The sequence below is a fragment of the Lysobacter sp. CA199 genome (assembly GCF_052078715.1).
Classification (GTDB): domain Bacteria; phylum Pseudomonadota; class Gammaproteobacteria; order Xanthomonadales; family Xanthomonadaceae; genus Lysobacter.
The window spans coordinates 216,653-230,924 of record NZ_JBQJIL010000006.1 but is presented as its reverse complement, the minus strand read 5'-3'; the positions used below and the strand labels follow the sequence as shown (position 1 = coordinate 230,924).

The 14,272-nt window shown below is 69.0% G+C and carries 11 protein-coding genes; 5 read left to right on the top strand and 6 right to left on the bottom strand.

Annotated elements, in window-relative coordinates; all coding sequences use genetic code 11:
- Positions 1 to 12: 12 nt before the first annotated feature.
- The 4 genes from ACTOWJ_RS12395 to ACTOWJ_RS12380 form a co-directional block, all read right to left on the bottom strand.
- Entirely contained in the window at positions 13 to 747 is a 735-nt protein-coding gene (locus ACTOWJ_RS12395; protein WP_441334930.1) for a LytR/AlgR family response regulator transcription factor, read from the bottom strand.
- Positions 748 to 764: 17 nt separating this feature from the next.
- The gene (locus ACTOWJ_RS12390; RefSeq protein WP_441335104.1) at positions 765 to 1,751 is read right to left on the bottom strand and encodes a sensor histidine kinase; all 987 of its coding nucleotides are present in this window, start codon (positions 1,749 to 1,751) and stop codon (positions 765 to 767) included.
- Between the two features lie 197 nt (positions 1,752 to 1,948).
- Entirely contained in the window at positions 1,949 to 2,650 is a 702-nt protein-coding gene (locus ACTOWJ_RS12385; RefSeq protein WP_441334929.1) for an alpha/beta hydrolase, read from the bottom strand.
- Positions 2,651 to 2,909: 259 nt separating this feature from the next.
- Positions 2,910 to 3,968, bottom strand: coding sequence for a TonB family protein (locus ACTOWJ_RS12380; RefSeq protein WP_441334928.1), 1,059 nt, complete (start codon positions 3,966 to 3,968; stop codon positions 2,910 to 2,912).
- 266 nt (positions 3,969 to 4,234) lie between these two features.
- Here ACTOWJ_RS12380 and ACTOWJ_RS12375 point away from each other — a divergent pair, with 266 nt between their 5' ends.
- The 5 genes from ACTOWJ_RS12375 to ACTOWJ_RS12355 all read left to right on the top strand — a co-directional run bounded on the left by ACTOWJ_RS12375 (position 4,235) and on the right by ACTOWJ_RS12355 (position 11,329).
- Positions 4,235 to 4,594, top strand: a complete 360-nt coding sequence (locus ACTOWJ_RS12375) for a hypothetical protein (RefSeq protein ID WP_441334927.1) — start codon at positions 4,235 to 4,237, stop codon at positions 4,592 to 4,594.
- A gap of 107 nt (positions 4,595 to 4,701) precedes the next feature.
- The gene (locus ACTOWJ_RS12370; protein WP_441334926.1) at positions 4,702 to 6,027 is read left to right on the top strand and encodes a TolC family protein; all 1,326 of its coding nucleotides are present in this window, start codon (positions 4,702 to 4,704) and stop codon (positions 6,025 to 6,027) included.
- Positions 6,024 to 7,052 carry an efflux RND transporter periplasmic adaptor subunit gene (locus tag ACTOWJ_RS12365; protein WP_441334925.1) on the top strand — a complete coding sequence of 343 codons (1,029 nt, stop codon included), beginning with the start codon at positions 6,024 to 6,026 and terminating at the stop codon, positions 7,050 to 7,052. The genes ACTOWJ_RS12370 and ACTOWJ_RS12365 overlap by 4 nt, the downstream gene beginning before the upstream one ends.
- A gap of 40 nt (positions 7,053 to 7,092) precedes the next feature.
- The gene (locus ACTOWJ_RS12360) at positions 7,093 to 10,314 is read left to right on the top strand and encodes an efflux RND transporter permease subunit (protein ID WP_441335103.1); all 3,222 of its coding nucleotides are present in this window, start codon (positions 7,093 to 7,095) and stop codon (positions 10,312 to 10,314) included.
- A 118-nt stretch (positions 10,315 to 10,432) separates the two neighbouring features.
- Positions 10,433 to 11,329 (top strand): cation diffusion facilitator family transporter, encoded by an 897-nt coding sequence (locus ACTOWJ_RS12355; protein ID WP_441334924.1) that lies wholly within the window; start codon positions 10,433 to 10,435, stop codon positions 11,327 to 11,329.
- A 132-nt stretch (positions 11,330 to 11,461) separates the two neighbouring features.
- Here ACTOWJ_RS12355 and ACTOWJ_RS12350 read toward each other — a convergent pair whose 3' ends face one another.
- Both ACTOWJ_RS12350 and ACTOWJ_RS12345 read right to left on the bottom strand, forming a co-directional pair.
- Complete coding sequence (locus tag ACTOWJ_RS12350; protein WP_441334923.1) at positions 11,462 to 12,040, bottom strand: hypothetical protein; 579 nt, start codon at positions 12,038 to 12,040, stop codon at positions 11,462 to 11,464.
- An 11-nt stretch (positions 12,041 to 12,051) separates the two neighbouring features.
- Positions 12,052 to 14,235, bottom strand: coding sequence for a molybdopterin cofactor-binding domain-containing protein (locus ACTOWJ_RS12345; protein WP_441334922.1), 2,184 nt, complete (start codon positions 14,233 to 14,235; stop codon positions 12,052 to 12,054).
- Positions 14,236 to 14,272: the final 37 nt, after the last annotated feature.

The window sequence follows — 14,272 nt, the reverse complement described above, 5'->3', positions numbered from 1 at the left end:
TTCGCTAAGGATTCAAAGATGCTTGAGCGTCTCGCGCAACGCCGCCACGCAGCGCCGGCTCACTTCCAGCGGTTGCTTGCCGTGGCGCAGCACCGCCTGCACGTGGCCTTCGGCGTTGCGCTTGAGCTCGACGATTTCATGACGCGCCACCAGGCAGTTGCGGTGGATGCGCACGAAGCGTTCGCCGAACTCGTCTTCCAGGGATTTCAGCGACTCTTCGATCAGATCCTCGCCGCGCGCGTGATGCACGATCACGTACTTCTCTTCGGCGTGCAGGTAATGCACGTCCTCGATCGGTATCAGCCGCAGGCTGCCGCGCAGGCGCGCGCACAGGTGGCTGCGGACCTGGCCGGGCGCAGTCTGCGTGCCTTCGTGGCGTTCGCGGCCGGCGGCGAAGGTGCGCACGCGTTCGAGCGCGGCGTCCAGGCGTTCGGCGCGCACGGGCTTGACCAGGTAGTCGATCGCCTCGGCGTCGAACGCCGATAGCGCGTGCGCGTCGTAGGCGGTGCAGAACACCACCGCCGGGCGCGGCTCGAACGCGGCCAGATGGCGCGCCGCTTCCAGTCCGTCGATGCCCGGCATGGCGATGTCGAGCAGCACCAGATCCGGCCGATGCTCGGCGCAGGCATGCAACGCATGCTGGCCATCGACCGCCTCGGCGACGATTTCCACGTCCGGCCGCAGCGCCAACAAGCTGCGCAAGCGCTCGCGGGCCAACGGTTCGTCGTCAGCGATCACCACTCTCATGGCCAGCCTCGCACCCTTCATCGGCTCTGCGCCTCCACCCCGGTCGGCACGTGCAGTTCGCACAGATAGTAGCCCCCGTCCCATCCTGCGGTCATTCGCGCCGTGGGTCCATAGGCATAGCGCAGGCGCTGGCCGATGCTGTGCTGGGCGTGACGGGCGCCGGCGCGGCCCTCGGACGGGGCCGGGGCGGGGTTGCGGATACGCAACAGCAGGTGGTCGCTGAGCTGGGTCAGCTCGATTTCGATCTCGCCCCCGCCCTGCAGCCGGGAGATCCCGTGCAGCACCGCGTTCTCCACCAGCGGCTGCAGCACCAGGCGCGGCAGCGGCATCCGCCAGGGCAGCGGCTCGCGTTTGCGCCAGATCACCCGCAGCCGTTCGCGTAGGCGCAGTTGTTCGATCGCCAGGTAGCGTTCGGCCAGCTCGACCTCCTCGGTCAGGCTGGAATCGCTCTTGGAGGCGCCCAGCGCAGCGCGGAACAGGTCCGACAGATCCAGCACCGCGCGCTCGGCCACCGCCGGGTCGCTGCGCACCAGGCCGGCGATGGTGTTCATGCTGTTGAAGAGGAAATGCGGCTTGATCCGCGCCTGCAGCGCGTCGACCTCGGCGCGGGCGTTGGCCCGGACCTGGGCCTTCCAACTGTCGTTGACGTACAGATAGCGCAGCACCACGCTCACGGCCAGGATCGCGATGGCGGCGGTGCCGAGCACGAAACGCCAGAACGAGGTGCCCGCCGGCACCAGCCCGATCCCGGTCGCGGTGTCGATGCTGTGGGTCACCGCGGCCACCGCCGCGGCGATCGCGGCCGCGGTGGCGGTGGCGATGAACCCGCCCACCCCCGGCGGCAGCCGCGAGAGCGGTTTGCGCGAAACGCACAACAGCACCGAAATCGCCAGCGCCAGCCACAGCGCGAACGCACTGGAAGACACGAACCGGCCGAGATTCCAGCGGGTGCCGTCGGGCGCCAGCGCCAGCACGATCACGATCAGCTCGGCCATGCTCAGCATGATCACCAGCCGCGGTAGCCGGCACAGGTCCGGCAGCCAAAGCTCCTCATCGCCGATCTGCCCGCCCAGGCCCAGGGCCGGCAGCTTGGGCGACGGCGCACTCGGCGGCCTGGGCGGCGGTTGGCTCGATGGCTTGGCCGCGGATTTGCGCAGGGGCGGGCCGGTGTAGCGCGGCGATGGGGCCATCGGCGCCGGGCTCAGGTTTTCGCTGCGAACCGTTGCGACATCCAATCGCCCAGCGCGGCGATTTCCTCGGCGCAGACCTGGTGCGCCATCGGATAGGCGTGCCAGTCGATCTTGAAGCCCAGCGTGCGCAGGCGCGCTGCGGCCATTTCGCCGCCGCGATAGGGCACCACCGGGTCGTGCTGGCCGTGAGCCATGAACAAGGGTTGGGTGTGGGCGACCGCGGTGGCTTCGCGCACCAGGCGGTCGGCCATCGGCAGATAGGTCGACAGGGCGATCAGGCCGCCGAGCGCCTGTTTGCGCCGCAGCGCGGTCGCCAAGGTAATGGCGCCGCCTTGAGAAAACCCGGCCAGCAACACCCGTTGCGCGGGAATGCCGCGCTCGGCTTCGCGCGCGATCAGCGCCTCGACCTGCTGCACCGACTCGTCCACCCCGGCCTCGTCGGCGCGGTTGGCCAGGTCCTGGAAGTCGCGGATGTCGTACCAGGCGCGCATGCGCAGGCCGTTGTTGATGGTGACCGCGCGCACCGGCGCATGCGGAAACACGAAGCGCAGCGCCGGCCAGTCCTTGCGCACCAGCTCGGGCACGATCGGGGAAAAGTCGTGGCCGTCGGCGCCCAGGCCGTGCAGCCACAGCACGCTCCAGGTCGGCGCGGGGCCGGTTTCGTGCACGACGGCGTCGAGCAGTTCGGGGGATGCGGTAAGGGAAGTCTCCATGCGCCGCATTGTGGCCGTTGTGCGCGCGCCGCGCCAAGTTGGCCGCGGCGGATCTGTGCGGCGGGGCTGGATGGCGGGTTTTGGGTGGCGGTCGGCTGCGCTGCGGGGCTCGGGTTTTCGACGTTTGTATGTGTCGTGGTCGCGGCTCGCGCCGCTCCTACAGGGGCTTCGGACGCTGGCTCGCTGGTTGTAGGAGCGGCGCAAGCCGCGCCCGCGACCACCGATCGACCGCGCGCGCCCGAAGCCGCCGCTCCCGACCTCAGCGCGAGGGCAGCTTGAAATTGAGCGTGCGCCGCGCCGTATGCGCTTCGCCGCTGGCCTCGAAGCGCAGCCGCGCCACCGCCGCCAGCGCGGCCTCGTCGAACACCCCGGCCGGTTCGGACGCGACCAGCCGGGCCGCGCCGGTGCGGCCGTCGGGCAGGATCGTGAAGCTGATTTCGACCCGGCCCTCGATCCGCCGGTTGAGCGCGGACAAGGGATAACGCGGGCTCGCGTCGGCGATCAGCCGCGGCGTCGGCCGGGCCGGCGCGTTGCGCGCGGTCGCCGTGGGCGTGGGCGCGGCCGGCTCCGCGACGGGAGCCGCGCCCGATGTGGCCGGCGTTTCGGCCTTGGCCGCGGCTTCGTCGGCGGCGATCGCGCTGGCCGCCGCTTCGGCCTTGATCGCCGCGTTGGCCGCGGCGGTGCGCTCGCGCTGCACGGTGGAAGCGCGCAAGGCGGCGGTGTCGGTGCGTTCGACGATCAGGCGCTGGGTCTCTTCGCGCGCCTTGCGCTCGCGCGCGGCCTGCGCGGCGCGCAGGCCTTCGCGCAAACGCGGCAACGCGGGCGCCTGCGGGTCCATCCGCGCCAACAATCGCTGCAAGCGCTCCGATTCGCCCAGATCGTCGTCGAGCAAGGCCTGTTCGCCGGCGATCACCACGTACGGCTGCAATTCGCTGAGCGCGTTGATGACGTCGATCTGGCCGGGTTCCTTGTCACGCAGCGCCAGGTAGTAGTCCACCGCGCTGTCGCCGGCCGGGGTATGGATGCGTTGTTCGCGCAGCGCTTGCGCGGCGCGCGAACGCAGACCGCCGACATCGAGTTCTTCCAGCGCCGGCGGCAACGGGTCGTGCATGGTCGCGGCGGGAGCCGCCGCGGCCGCGTCGGACCGCGCGGCGGCCGGATCGGCCGAGCCGCATGCGCTCAGCACCACGCACAAACCCGCGCCCAATACGGCGCGCACGACGGCGCGGCTGGCGACGGCCCGATCGAACGCCGCTCCACGCGCCCCCAGCCACAGGCCGGCGGCGACGATGCGCCCCGGCTTGGTCACAACCTTCACTGCTCAACCCCCTGTACCGCGGAACTGCGAAATCCGCGCGCAGGCTAGGCACAGGATGTGACGTGGGTACTGCACCGCCCTTGCCTATCCTGGTGGACGAAGCGCGTCCACGCTGCCAGGCCTCCTGCCGCGCGGCGCGGATTATGGCGGCAGCGGCGCGGCGGCGCGATGCACAATCCGGCCGATCGCATCCGCAACGCGCGAGCTGAACAGAAAACAGGTGCCTGAAATTGTATTGCGCAGCACGCCCCTCCTATCATCGCCGTATGCCCGGCCCGTCCGCCCTCGTCAATGTCCTGCGCTACCTCGTCTTCGGCGTGCTGATCGCCGTGATGTTGGTCAAGCCTGTGTTGGCGTTCGCCAGCGAGATCGCCGAGCTGTCGCCGTCGGCGGCGCTCGCCGCCGAGCACGACGAACGCCATGCCGAAGGCCAGCCGCAGCACGATCCCGACGGCTGCGGCGATACCCAGTGGCATCTGAGCCACTGCTGCGCGATGCAGGCTGCGTTGATGCCGCGCATCGAGCTGGGACTGCTGATCTCCTCCCCCGCCCAGCCGCTGCCCGGCCGCGCGATCGCGTTCGTGCCCACCCCGACCGTGGTGCCGTTCCGCCCACCCATCGCCTGATCCGCCGCCGGCCCCGTACCGGCCCGGGCTGACGCCCGTCCTCGCCGCGCGCGTGCGATCGCAATTGCGACCGCGCCGGCGTCTTCAGCGATTCAGGAGATACCCCCATGTGGTTGCGTCCGGCGGCTTTGGCCGTGCTGACGGCTGCGCTGTGCTTTTCCGCACAAGCGCAGTCGCCCCTAGTTGCAAATTCCCCTCCAGGCATCCAAACCGCCGCACCGCGCGCCGGTTCGGTGTTCACCCTCGACGATGCCTATGCGCGCATCGGCGACAGCCATCCGGACTTGCGCGTGTTCGGCGGCCAACGCTCGGTGCTGCAGGCCGAACGCGACATCGCCGCGCAGACACCAGCCTGGGTGGCCGGCGTGGCGGTCGACAACGCGCTCGGCACCGGCGCGGTCAGCGGCGTGCAAGGCGCCGAGATCACGCTCAGCCTGGCCTCGGTGTTCGAACGTGGCGGCAAGCTCGACGCGCGACGCGCGTTCGCGCAAAGCCGGATCGATGCGCTCGCGGTCGATCGCGAAGCGCGGCGCATGGACCTGTTGGCCGAAACTGCGCGGCGCTATCTGGCCATCGTTGCCGCACAACGGCGGATCGATCTGGCCCAGTTCGACATCGGTCAGCGCAAGCGCAGCGTGGCCGCCGCGCGGCAGCGCCTGGAAGCCGGCGCCTCGCCGGAATCCGGTCTGCTGACCGCGCAGACCGCGCTGGCCCGCGCCGAACTCGAACGCATCCGCAACGAACAAGCCCTGCTGGTCGCGCGCCAACATCTGGCAGCGCTGTGGGGCGAACGCGATCCGGGCTTCGCCACCGTGGCCGGCGATCCCTACGCCCTGCCGGCGATCCAGGATGCGACGGCGTTGTCGTCGCTGCTCGACCGCACTCCGGAACTGACGCGCTTCAACGATGCGCGCCGGATCGGCGAAGCGCGCGTGCGCCTGGCCCAAAGCCAGGCCACGCCGGATCTGAGCTGGCAGGTCGGCGTGCGCCGCCTGCAGGACGGCGGCGACATGGCGCTGATCGGCAGCGTGTCGATGCCGCTGGGCGCGCGCGCGCGCGCCGAGCCCGGCATCCGCGGCGCGCAGGCCGAGTTGGCGGTGCTGGAAACCGAACGCGAAGCCAAGGGCTTGTCGTTGTATTCGACCCTGGTCGAAGCGCACGGCCGCTATCGGGTCGGCGCGCTGGAAGTCGAGAAGCTCAAGGACGACGTGCTGCCGCGCCTGGAACGCGCGGAGAAAGCCGCCGAATACGCCTACCGCGCCGGCGCCATCAGTTATCTGGAACTGGCCCTGTTGCAAGCCGAAAGCGTGGCCGTGCGCAAGCAGCGCCTGGACACCGCGCTGGACGCGCAATTGGCGCTGATCGAAATCCAGCGTCTCACCGGCGAATCCCTTCTCGCCGCCTCGCCTAATTCCGCAGGAGCCAACCGATGAAGCCCGAACTGTTGATCGCCGCGGGCCTGCTGGCCCTGAGCCTGAGCGCCTGCGGCGGCTCGAACGAGAAAACCGCGAACGCCGCGGCCAAGCCCGGCCAGAGCGTCGGCTCCACTGAAGACCACGCCGACGAAGGCCAGGCCGCTCACGAACACGCCGAAGGCGAAGCCGGCCACGGCGAGAACGGCGAGGCCGACGAGGCCAAGGCCGAAAGCACCGTCATCGCCGCCGAGATCGCGCGCCGCTCCGGTATCGGCGTGGCCGCCGCCGGCCCCGGCACTATCGCCGACGAACACGAAGTGCAAGGCCTGATCACCCCGCTGGAAGGCCGGGTGGCGCGAATCACCGCGCGTTATCCCGGACCGGTGCGCTCGCTGCGCGCCAACGTCGGCGACCGCGTCAGCGCCGGACAAACGCTGGCGACGATCGACAGCAATCTGAGCCTGACCACCTACAGCATCGCCGCGCCGATCTCCGGCGTGGTGCTGGCGCGCAACGCCGCGGTCGGCGAAGTCGCGGTCGAAGGCACGCCGCTGTTCGAGATCGCCGATCTGTCCACGCTGTGGGTGGATCTGCACGTGTTCGGCGCCGACGCCTCGCATCTGCGTCCGGGCCTGCCGGTCACCGTGATGCGCATGGGCGACGACAACGGCGTGGAGACCACGCTCGACCGGATCCTGCCCGGCACGGCCACCGCCAGCCAGAGCACGGTCGCACGCGCGTCGATCAACAACGCCGACGGCCTGTGGCGTCCGGGTTCGGCGGTGCGCGCGCGGGTCACGGTGGAACAGCAGCCGGTGAATCTGGCGGTGCCGCTGACCGCGCTGCAACGCATGGACGACGGCGATGTGGTGTTCGTGCGCGAAGGCGAACGCTACAGCGCGCGCCCGGTCAAGCTCGGCCGCCGCGATGCGCGCCGCGCCGAAGTGCTGTCGGGTTTGAAAGCCGGCGAACAGGTGGTGGTCGAGCAGAGTTTTCTGATCAAGGCCGACATCGAAAAGGCGGGGGCGTCGCATGAACACTGAGTCCGTGCCCAACCCGCCGCAGCCCGACCCGAACGGCGGTCTGCTCGAACGCATCCTGCGTTTCGCCATCCGCCACCGCTGGCTGATGCTGGCGCTGACCTTGGCGCTGATCGGCCTGGGCGTGTGGAGCTTCGGCAAATTGCCGATCGACGCCACGCCCGACATCACCAACGTGCAGGTGCAGATCAACACCCAGGCGCCGGGCTACTCGCCGCTGGAGGCGGAACAGCGCGTCACCTTCCCTATCGAAACCGCGCTGGCCGGTTTGCCCAAGCTCGACTACACGCGTTCGTTGTCGCGCTACGGTTTGTCCCAGGTCACCGTGGTGTTCAAGGACGGCACCGATCTGTATTTCGCCCGACAGCAAGTCGCCGAACGCCTGCAGCAGGTTAAATCGCAGATCCCCACGGGCCTGGAACCGGAGTTGGGGCCGACCGCGACGGGCCTGGGCGAGATATTCATGTACACGGTCGACGCCGACCCTAAGGCGCGCAAGCCCGATGGATCGGCCTATACCGCGACCGATCTGCGCACGCTGCAGGATTGGGTGATCCGCCCGCAGTTGCGCAACACGCCCGGCGTCACCGAGGTCAACACCATCGGCGGCTACGCGCGGCAGATCCACATCACCCCCGACCCGGCGCGGCTGCGCGCGCTGAACCTGACCCAGCGCGACGTGGTCGCCGCGCTCGCGGCCAACAACCAGAACGTCGGCGCCGGTTACATCGAACGCAACGGCGAGCAATTCCTGGTGCGCGTGCCCGGACAGATCGCCAAGATCGAAGCGATCGGCGAGATCGTGCTCGACCGCCGCGACGGCGTGCCGATCCGGATCCGCGACGTCGCCCAGGTCGGCGAAGGCCCGGAACTGCGCAGCGGCGCGGCGACCCAGAACGGCCACGAGGTCGTGCTCGGCACGGTGTTCATGCTGGTGGGTTCCAACAGCCGCGATGTCTCGCAAGCGGCGGCGAGCAAACTCGAAGCGGCCAACGCCAGCCTGCCCAAGGGCGTGACCGCCAATGCGGTGTACGACCGCACCTCGCTGGTCGATCGCACCATCGCCACCGTGTCCAAGAACCTGGTCGAAGGCGCCTTGCTGGTGGTCGCGGTGCTGTTCCTGCTGCTCGGCAATTTCCGCGCCGCGCTGATCACCGCGCTGGTGATTCCGCTGGCGATGCTGTTCACCATCACCGGCATGGTCCGCGGCGGCGTGTCGGGCAATCTGATGAGCCTGGGTGCGCTGGATTTCGGCCTGATCGTCGACGGCGCGGTCATCATCATCGAGAACTGCCTGCGCCGATTCGGCGAGCAACAGCATCTGCTCGGCCGGCAGATGACCGACGAGGAGCGTCACGATCTCACCGCTTCGGCCACCGCCGAGGTGATCCGCCCGAGCCTGTTCGGCCTGGGCATCATCACCGCGGTGTACCTGCCGATCTTCGCGCTCAGCGGCATCGAAGGGAAAATGTTCCACCCGATGGCGATCACCGTGGTGCTGGCGCTGACCGGCGCGATGCTGTTGTCGCTGACCTTCGTGCCGGCGGCGGTCGCGATCTTCCTCGGCGGCAAGGTCGCGGAAAAGGAGAATCGCGCGATGGCCTGGATCAAGCGCCGCTACGAGCCGGCATTGGCTTGGGCGCTGCGCAGCCGCACGATCGTCGTCGCCGGTACCGCCGCATTGGTGATCGTCAGCGGTTTGCTGGCCACGCGCATGGGCACCGAGTTCGTCCCGAGCCTGGACGAAGGCGATGTCGCGGTGCAGGCCATGCGCATCCCCGGCACCAGCCTGACCCAGTCGGTGACGATGCAGAAGACCATGGAGCAGGCGTTCATGGCCATGCCCGAGGTCGAGCGCGTCTTCAGCAAGATCGGCACCTCCGAGGTCGCCAGCGATCCGATGCCGCCGTCGGTCGCCGACACCTTCCTGATGCTCAAGCCGCGCGATCAGTGGCCGAACCCGGGCAAACCCAAGCCGGCGCTGATGGAGGAGATCCAGGCCATCGCCGGCACCCTGCCCGGCAGCAACTTCGAGTTCACCCAGCCGATCCAGATGCGCACCAACGAGTTGATCTCCGGGGTGCGCGCCGATGTCGCGGTCAAGGTCTACGGCGACGATCTGCAGCAGTTGCTCAAGGTCGCGCAGCAGATCGAAGCGGTGGCCAAGCAGGTGCCCGGCGCGGCCGACGTCAAGACCGAGCAGGTCACCGGCCTGCCGATGCTGAGCATCGAGCCCGATCCGCGCGCGCTGGCGGTGTACGGGCTCAATCCGGTCGCGGTGCAGGACACGGTGGCGACCGCGGTCGGCGGCGAGGTCGCCGGGCAATTGTTCGAAGGCGACCGCCGCTTCGACTTGGTGGTGCGCTTGCCGGAAGGATTGCGTCAGGATCCGGCCGCGTTGGCCGATCTGCCGATTCCGCTGCCGGCCGCCAGCGGCGATCGCGACGAATCCAGCCGCGATGCGACCTGGCTCGCCGGCGCGCCACGCACGGTGCCGCTGCGCGAGGTGGCCAGGATCCGTTCGATCCTCGGCCCCAATCAGATCAACCGCGAGAACGGCAAGCGCCGCATCGTGGTGACCGCGAACGTGCGCGATCGCGATCTGGGCGGATTCGTCGGCGAGTTGCAGCAACGCATCGACGCGCAGGTGAAACTGCCGGAAGGTTATTGGATCGGCTACGGCGGCACGTTCGAGCAACTGATCTCGGCCAGCCAGCGATTGGCGATCGTGGTGCCGGTGACCTTGGTGCTGATCTTCGCCCTGTTGTTCATGGCCTTCGGCTCGGTCAAGGACGCGGCGATCGTATTCAGCGGCGTGCCGTTGGCGTTGACCGGCGGGGTGATCGCGTTGTGGCTGCGCGGGATTCCGTTGTCGATCTCCGCCGGCGTGGGCTTCATCGCTCTGTCGGGCGTGGCCGTGCTCAACGGCTTGGTGATGATCGCCTTCATCCGCAAATTGCGCGAACAAGGCGACCCGCTCGACAACGCGATCGTCGACGGCGCGCTGGGCCGGTTGCGGCCGGTACTGATGACCGCGCTGGTGGCGTCCTTGGGTTTCATTCCGATGGCCTTCAACGTCGGCGCCGGTTCGGAAGTGCAGCGGCCGCTGGCGACGGTGGTGATCGGCGGCATCGTCTCCTCGACCCTGCTGACCTTGTTGGTGTTGCCGGTGCTGTACCGCTGGCTGCATCGCAAGGACGCCGGCGAACGCGACCGCGATCCGCCAGCCTTGCAGGCACCGTCCCGACCGGCCCCGGCGCACTGAGCCCGGGCCACCGCGGACCGCCGCCCGGCGGTCCGCTTCGAAGGCGTCCCGCTCACGTGCGGTGCGCTTGAATGGGCCGTCGCTGGCGCGGGGCGGCCCGCACAAACGGAGAATCGACATGGGCAGCGGACACGACCACGGCACGACCGCGATCCGTCACGAGAAGCCGCTTTGGTGGGCCCTGGGCCTGACCGGCGGTTTCCTGATCGCCGAGGTGATCGGCGCCTTCCTCACCAACAGTCTGGCCTTGCTGTCGGACGCCGCGCACATGGGCACCGACACCGTGGCGCTGATGATCGCGCTGACCGCGGTGCGCCTGAGCCGCAAACCGCCCGACGCCAAGCGCAGTTTCGGCTACGCGCGGATGGAGGCGATGGGCGCGATGGCCAACGGCCTGATGCTGTTCGCGGTCGCCGCCTACATCCTGTGGGAAGCGGTCGGCCGTTTCAGTGAGCCGCCGCAGATCGCCACCACCGGCATGCTGGTGATCGCATCCTTGGGACTGGTGATCAACCTGATCGCGATGCGACTGCTCAGCGCTGGCAGCGGCGAGAGTTTGAACATGAAGGGCGCCTACCTGGAGGTGTGGAGCGACATGCTCGGCTCGATCGCGGTGATCGCCGGCGCGATCGTGATCCGCTTCACCGGCTGGACCGTGGTCGATCCGATCCTGGCGGTGCTGATCGGCCTGTGGGTGTTGCCGCGCACCTGGACCTTGCTGCGCGAGGCCGGCAACGTGCTGATGGAAGGCGTGCCCAAGGACATCGACCTCGATGCGATGCGTGCGCTGCTGACCTCAACCGATGGCGTGCGCGACGTGCACGACCTGCACGTGTGGTCGCTGGCCTCGAGCACCCCGGCGATGACCGCTCACCTGGTGGTGGCTCCGGGCACGGACGGCGAAGCCTTGCGGCGCCAACTGAGCAAGCTGCTCGATGAGCGTTACGGCATCGAGCATTGCACCTTGCAGATCGAGAGCGAGAATTGCGGGGATGCGTGCGATGCGCCGCACTGAAGCCGCGATTGCCCCCTGTAGGAGCGGCGCAAGCCGCGACCGCGACACCGCAGATACGACGTAAGCGCACGGTCGCGGCTCGCGGCTCGCGCCGCTCCTACAAGGGTGCCGCGCTACAGCGAGCTGGCTTCATTACCCTTTCGGACAAGGCCCGTCCGCCGCCGCCCACGTCTTGAACGCCGCCACGAATTCCGGATGCGGCACCGACACCGGCTTGCGTTCGCCGCCGGGCTCCCAGCCCCACAGCACCAGCTTGTCTTCGCTGACGTGCTTGATCAACGCGGCGAAATCGCGGCCGCCGTTGCTCTGCTTGTCCTTGATCATCTCGCACAGCTTCGGCGCCGGCAGACCGATCCAGGCCATCTTGTGCTGCGGCGGCGGCAACTGCCAATGCGGCGCGCCCGGCGGTGCGTTGGGCCCGTAGCTGGCGGGCAGGTTGGCTTCGCCGTGGCAGGTCGAACACGGCAGGCCCGCCGCGCCCTTGCCTTCGGGTCCGCGCACCACGCCCATCGCATGCGGCAGGCCGGCGTCGAACTGCAGCGGTTGATCGCCGGGGATATGGCAGTTCTGGCAACGCGGATGCTGGAACACCTTCTGCACCGTGGCGAACGCGGCCACGGCTTTCTCGGTCTGTTCCGGGGTGATCTTGGAACCGCCGCAGGCGCTGAGCGCGAGGGCGGCGACGGACAAGGCGATCGCGGATGCGCGCATCGATGGTCTCCTCAAGCCTGCAATCGCAAGGGCAGCTCGCGCAGCCGCTGCTGGGTCAGCGCGAACACCGCGTTGGCCACCGCCGCCGCGACCGGCGCGGTGCCGGGTTCGCCGGCGCCGCCCATCTTCTCGACGCTGGGCACGATGTGCACTTCGATCTCCGGCGCCTCGTCCATGCGCAGCACGCGGTAGTCGTGGTAGTTCGATTCCTGCACGCGTCCGTCCTTGAGGCTCAGCGCGCTGTACAGCGCCGCGCCCAGGCCGAAGTTGATGCCCGATTCCATCTGCGCGCGCACGCCGTCGGGATTGACCGCCAGGCCGCAATCGACCGCGCAGGTAAAACGGTGCACGCGGATGTCCTTGCCGCCGCCGGGCCGGTCGACCAGCGACACTTCCGCCACTTGGGCGATGTAACTGCCGAAGGATTCGTGCACCGCCACGCCGCGCGCACGTCCGGGCGGCGGACGCGAGCCCCAACGGGATTTGTCGGCCACCAGATCGAGCGCCGCCAAATGACGCGGGTACTCCTTCAACAACACGCGCCGATACTCCACCGGATCTTTCTTCGCCGCATACGCCAGCTCATCGATCAGGCTCTCCATCACGAATCCGTTGTAGCTGTGGCCCACCGAGCGCCACCACAGCACCGGAACCCCGGTCTGGGGCGAATGCAGATCGACCCGATGATCCTTGAGCGGCGTGATGTAGGGCGAATTGGCCACGCCTTCCACCGAGGTCTCGTCGACTCCGTTCTTGACCAGTACCGCTTCGAACGGCGTGCCGCCGACGATGGATTGCCCCACCAGCACGTGCTGCCACGCCACCGGCACGCCCTGCGCGTCCAGGCCGATGCGCGCGCGTTGCAGATACATCGGCCGATAGTAGCCGCCGCGCACGTCGTCTTCGCGCGACCACACCGTCTTGACCGGCTTGCCGGCGGCCTTGGCCACGTGCACGGCCTCGCGGACGAAATCCGAGGTCGGGGTCGCGCGCCGGCCGAAACCGCCGCCGAGGAACATCGTGTGGATGCGTACCTGCTCGGGCTTGAGCCCGGTGATCTCCGCGGCGACCTTCTGGTCCATCGTCTGGAACTGGGTCCCGGTCCAGATCTCGCAGCCGTCGGCTTCGATCTTGACCGTGCAGTTGAGCGGCTCCATCGGCGCGTGCGCCAGATACGGCACGTTGTACTCGGCCTCCAAGGTCCTGGCCGCGCCGGCCAGGCCCGCGGCGACGTCGCCGGCCTGACTGGCGATCACGCCGGGCGTGGCCGCCAGCGCGCGGAATTCCTCGCGCAGCTTGGCCGTGTCCAGGCCCGCATGCGAGCCGAGGTCCCACTCCACCACCAGGGCATCGCGGCCCTGTTTGGCGGCCCAGTAGTGATCGGCGATCACCGCCACGCCGCTGGGCACCTGGACCACGTCGCGCACGCCGGGCACGGCCCGGGTCTTGCTCGCGTCGAAGGACTTGACCGTGCCGCCGAACACCGGCGCGCGCGCCACCACCGCGGTCAACAAACCCTCGAATTGCACGTCCATGCCGAACTTGGCGCGGCCGTCGATTTTTTCCGGGCCGTCCAGGCGCTTGGTCGGCTTGCCGATGATCTTCCAGTCCTTGGCGTCCTTCAGCGTCGGCGGCGTCTTCGGCGCGGGCAGTTTGGCCGCGGCGGCCGCCAGTTCGCCGTAACCGGCGCGCTGGTCGCCGGCGATCGCCACGCCCTTCTCGGTGCGGACCTGATCGACGGGCACGCCGAAACGCGCCGCCGCCGCCGCGACCAGCAACGCGCGCGCGGTGGCGCCGGCCTGACGATAACGATCGAACTCGGACCAGGTGCTGGTCGAGCCGCCGGTCATCTGCATGCCGAAGGTGGTGTGCGCATACGCCTGCGCGGCCGGCGCGTGTTCGACCTTGATCTTCGACCAGTCCGCGTCGAGTTCTTCCGCGATCAGCATCGCCAGGCCGGTCCAGATGCCCTGGCCCATTTCCGAATGCGACAACAGCACGGTGACAGTGTCGTCCTCGCCCACGCGCAAGAACGCATTGGGCGCGAAACCGGTGGATACCGCGGCGGCTTGCGCGGGCGCGGCCTGGGCGAAGCGTTTCGCGCCGGGCACGACGAAACCGACGACCAGACCGCCGCCGATCAGTGCGCCGCTCTTGAGAAATTTCCGACGGGAGTTGGATGGCACGGCGTTCACGGGAACCTCCGTTGCAAGCTCACCGGAACCTGGCAGC

Excerpts from the sequence above, each read along its gene's own strand:
- ACTOWJ_RS12395 (WP_441334930.1), bottom strand. The coding sequence starts at position 747 with ATGAGAGTGGTGATCGCTGACGACGAACCGTTGGCCCGCGAGCGCTTG.
- ACTOWJ_RS12390 (WP_441335104.1), bottom strand. The coding sequence starts at position 1,751 with ATGCTGAGCATGGCCGAGCTGATCGTGATCGTGCTGGCGCTGGCGCCC.
- ACTOWJ_RS12385 (WP_441334929.1), bottom strand. The coding sequence starts at position 2,650 with ATGGAGACTTCCCTTACCGCATCCCCCGAACTGCTCGACGCCGTCGTG.
- ACTOWJ_RS12375 (WP_441334927.1), top strand. The coding sequence starts at position 4,235 with ATGCCCGGCCCGTCCGCCCTCGTCAATGTCCTGCGCTACCTCGTCTTC.
- ACTOWJ_RS12370 (WP_441334926.1), top strand. The coding sequence starts at position 4,702 with ATGTGGTTGCGTCCGGCGGCTTTGGCCGTGCTGACGGCTGCGCTGTGC.
- ACTOWJ_RS12365 (WP_441334925.1), top strand. The coding sequence starts at position 6,024 with ATGAAGCCCGAACTGTTGATCGCCGCGGGCCTGCTGGCCCTGAGCCTG.
- ACTOWJ_RS12355 (WP_441334924.1), top strand. The coding sequence starts at position 10,433 with ATGGGCAGCGGACACGACCACGGCACGACCGCGATCCGTCACGAGAAG.
- ACTOWJ_RS12350 (WP_441334923.1), bottom strand. The coding sequence starts at position 12,040 with ATGCGCGCATCCGCGATCGCCTTGTCCGTCGCCGCCCTCGCGCTCAGC.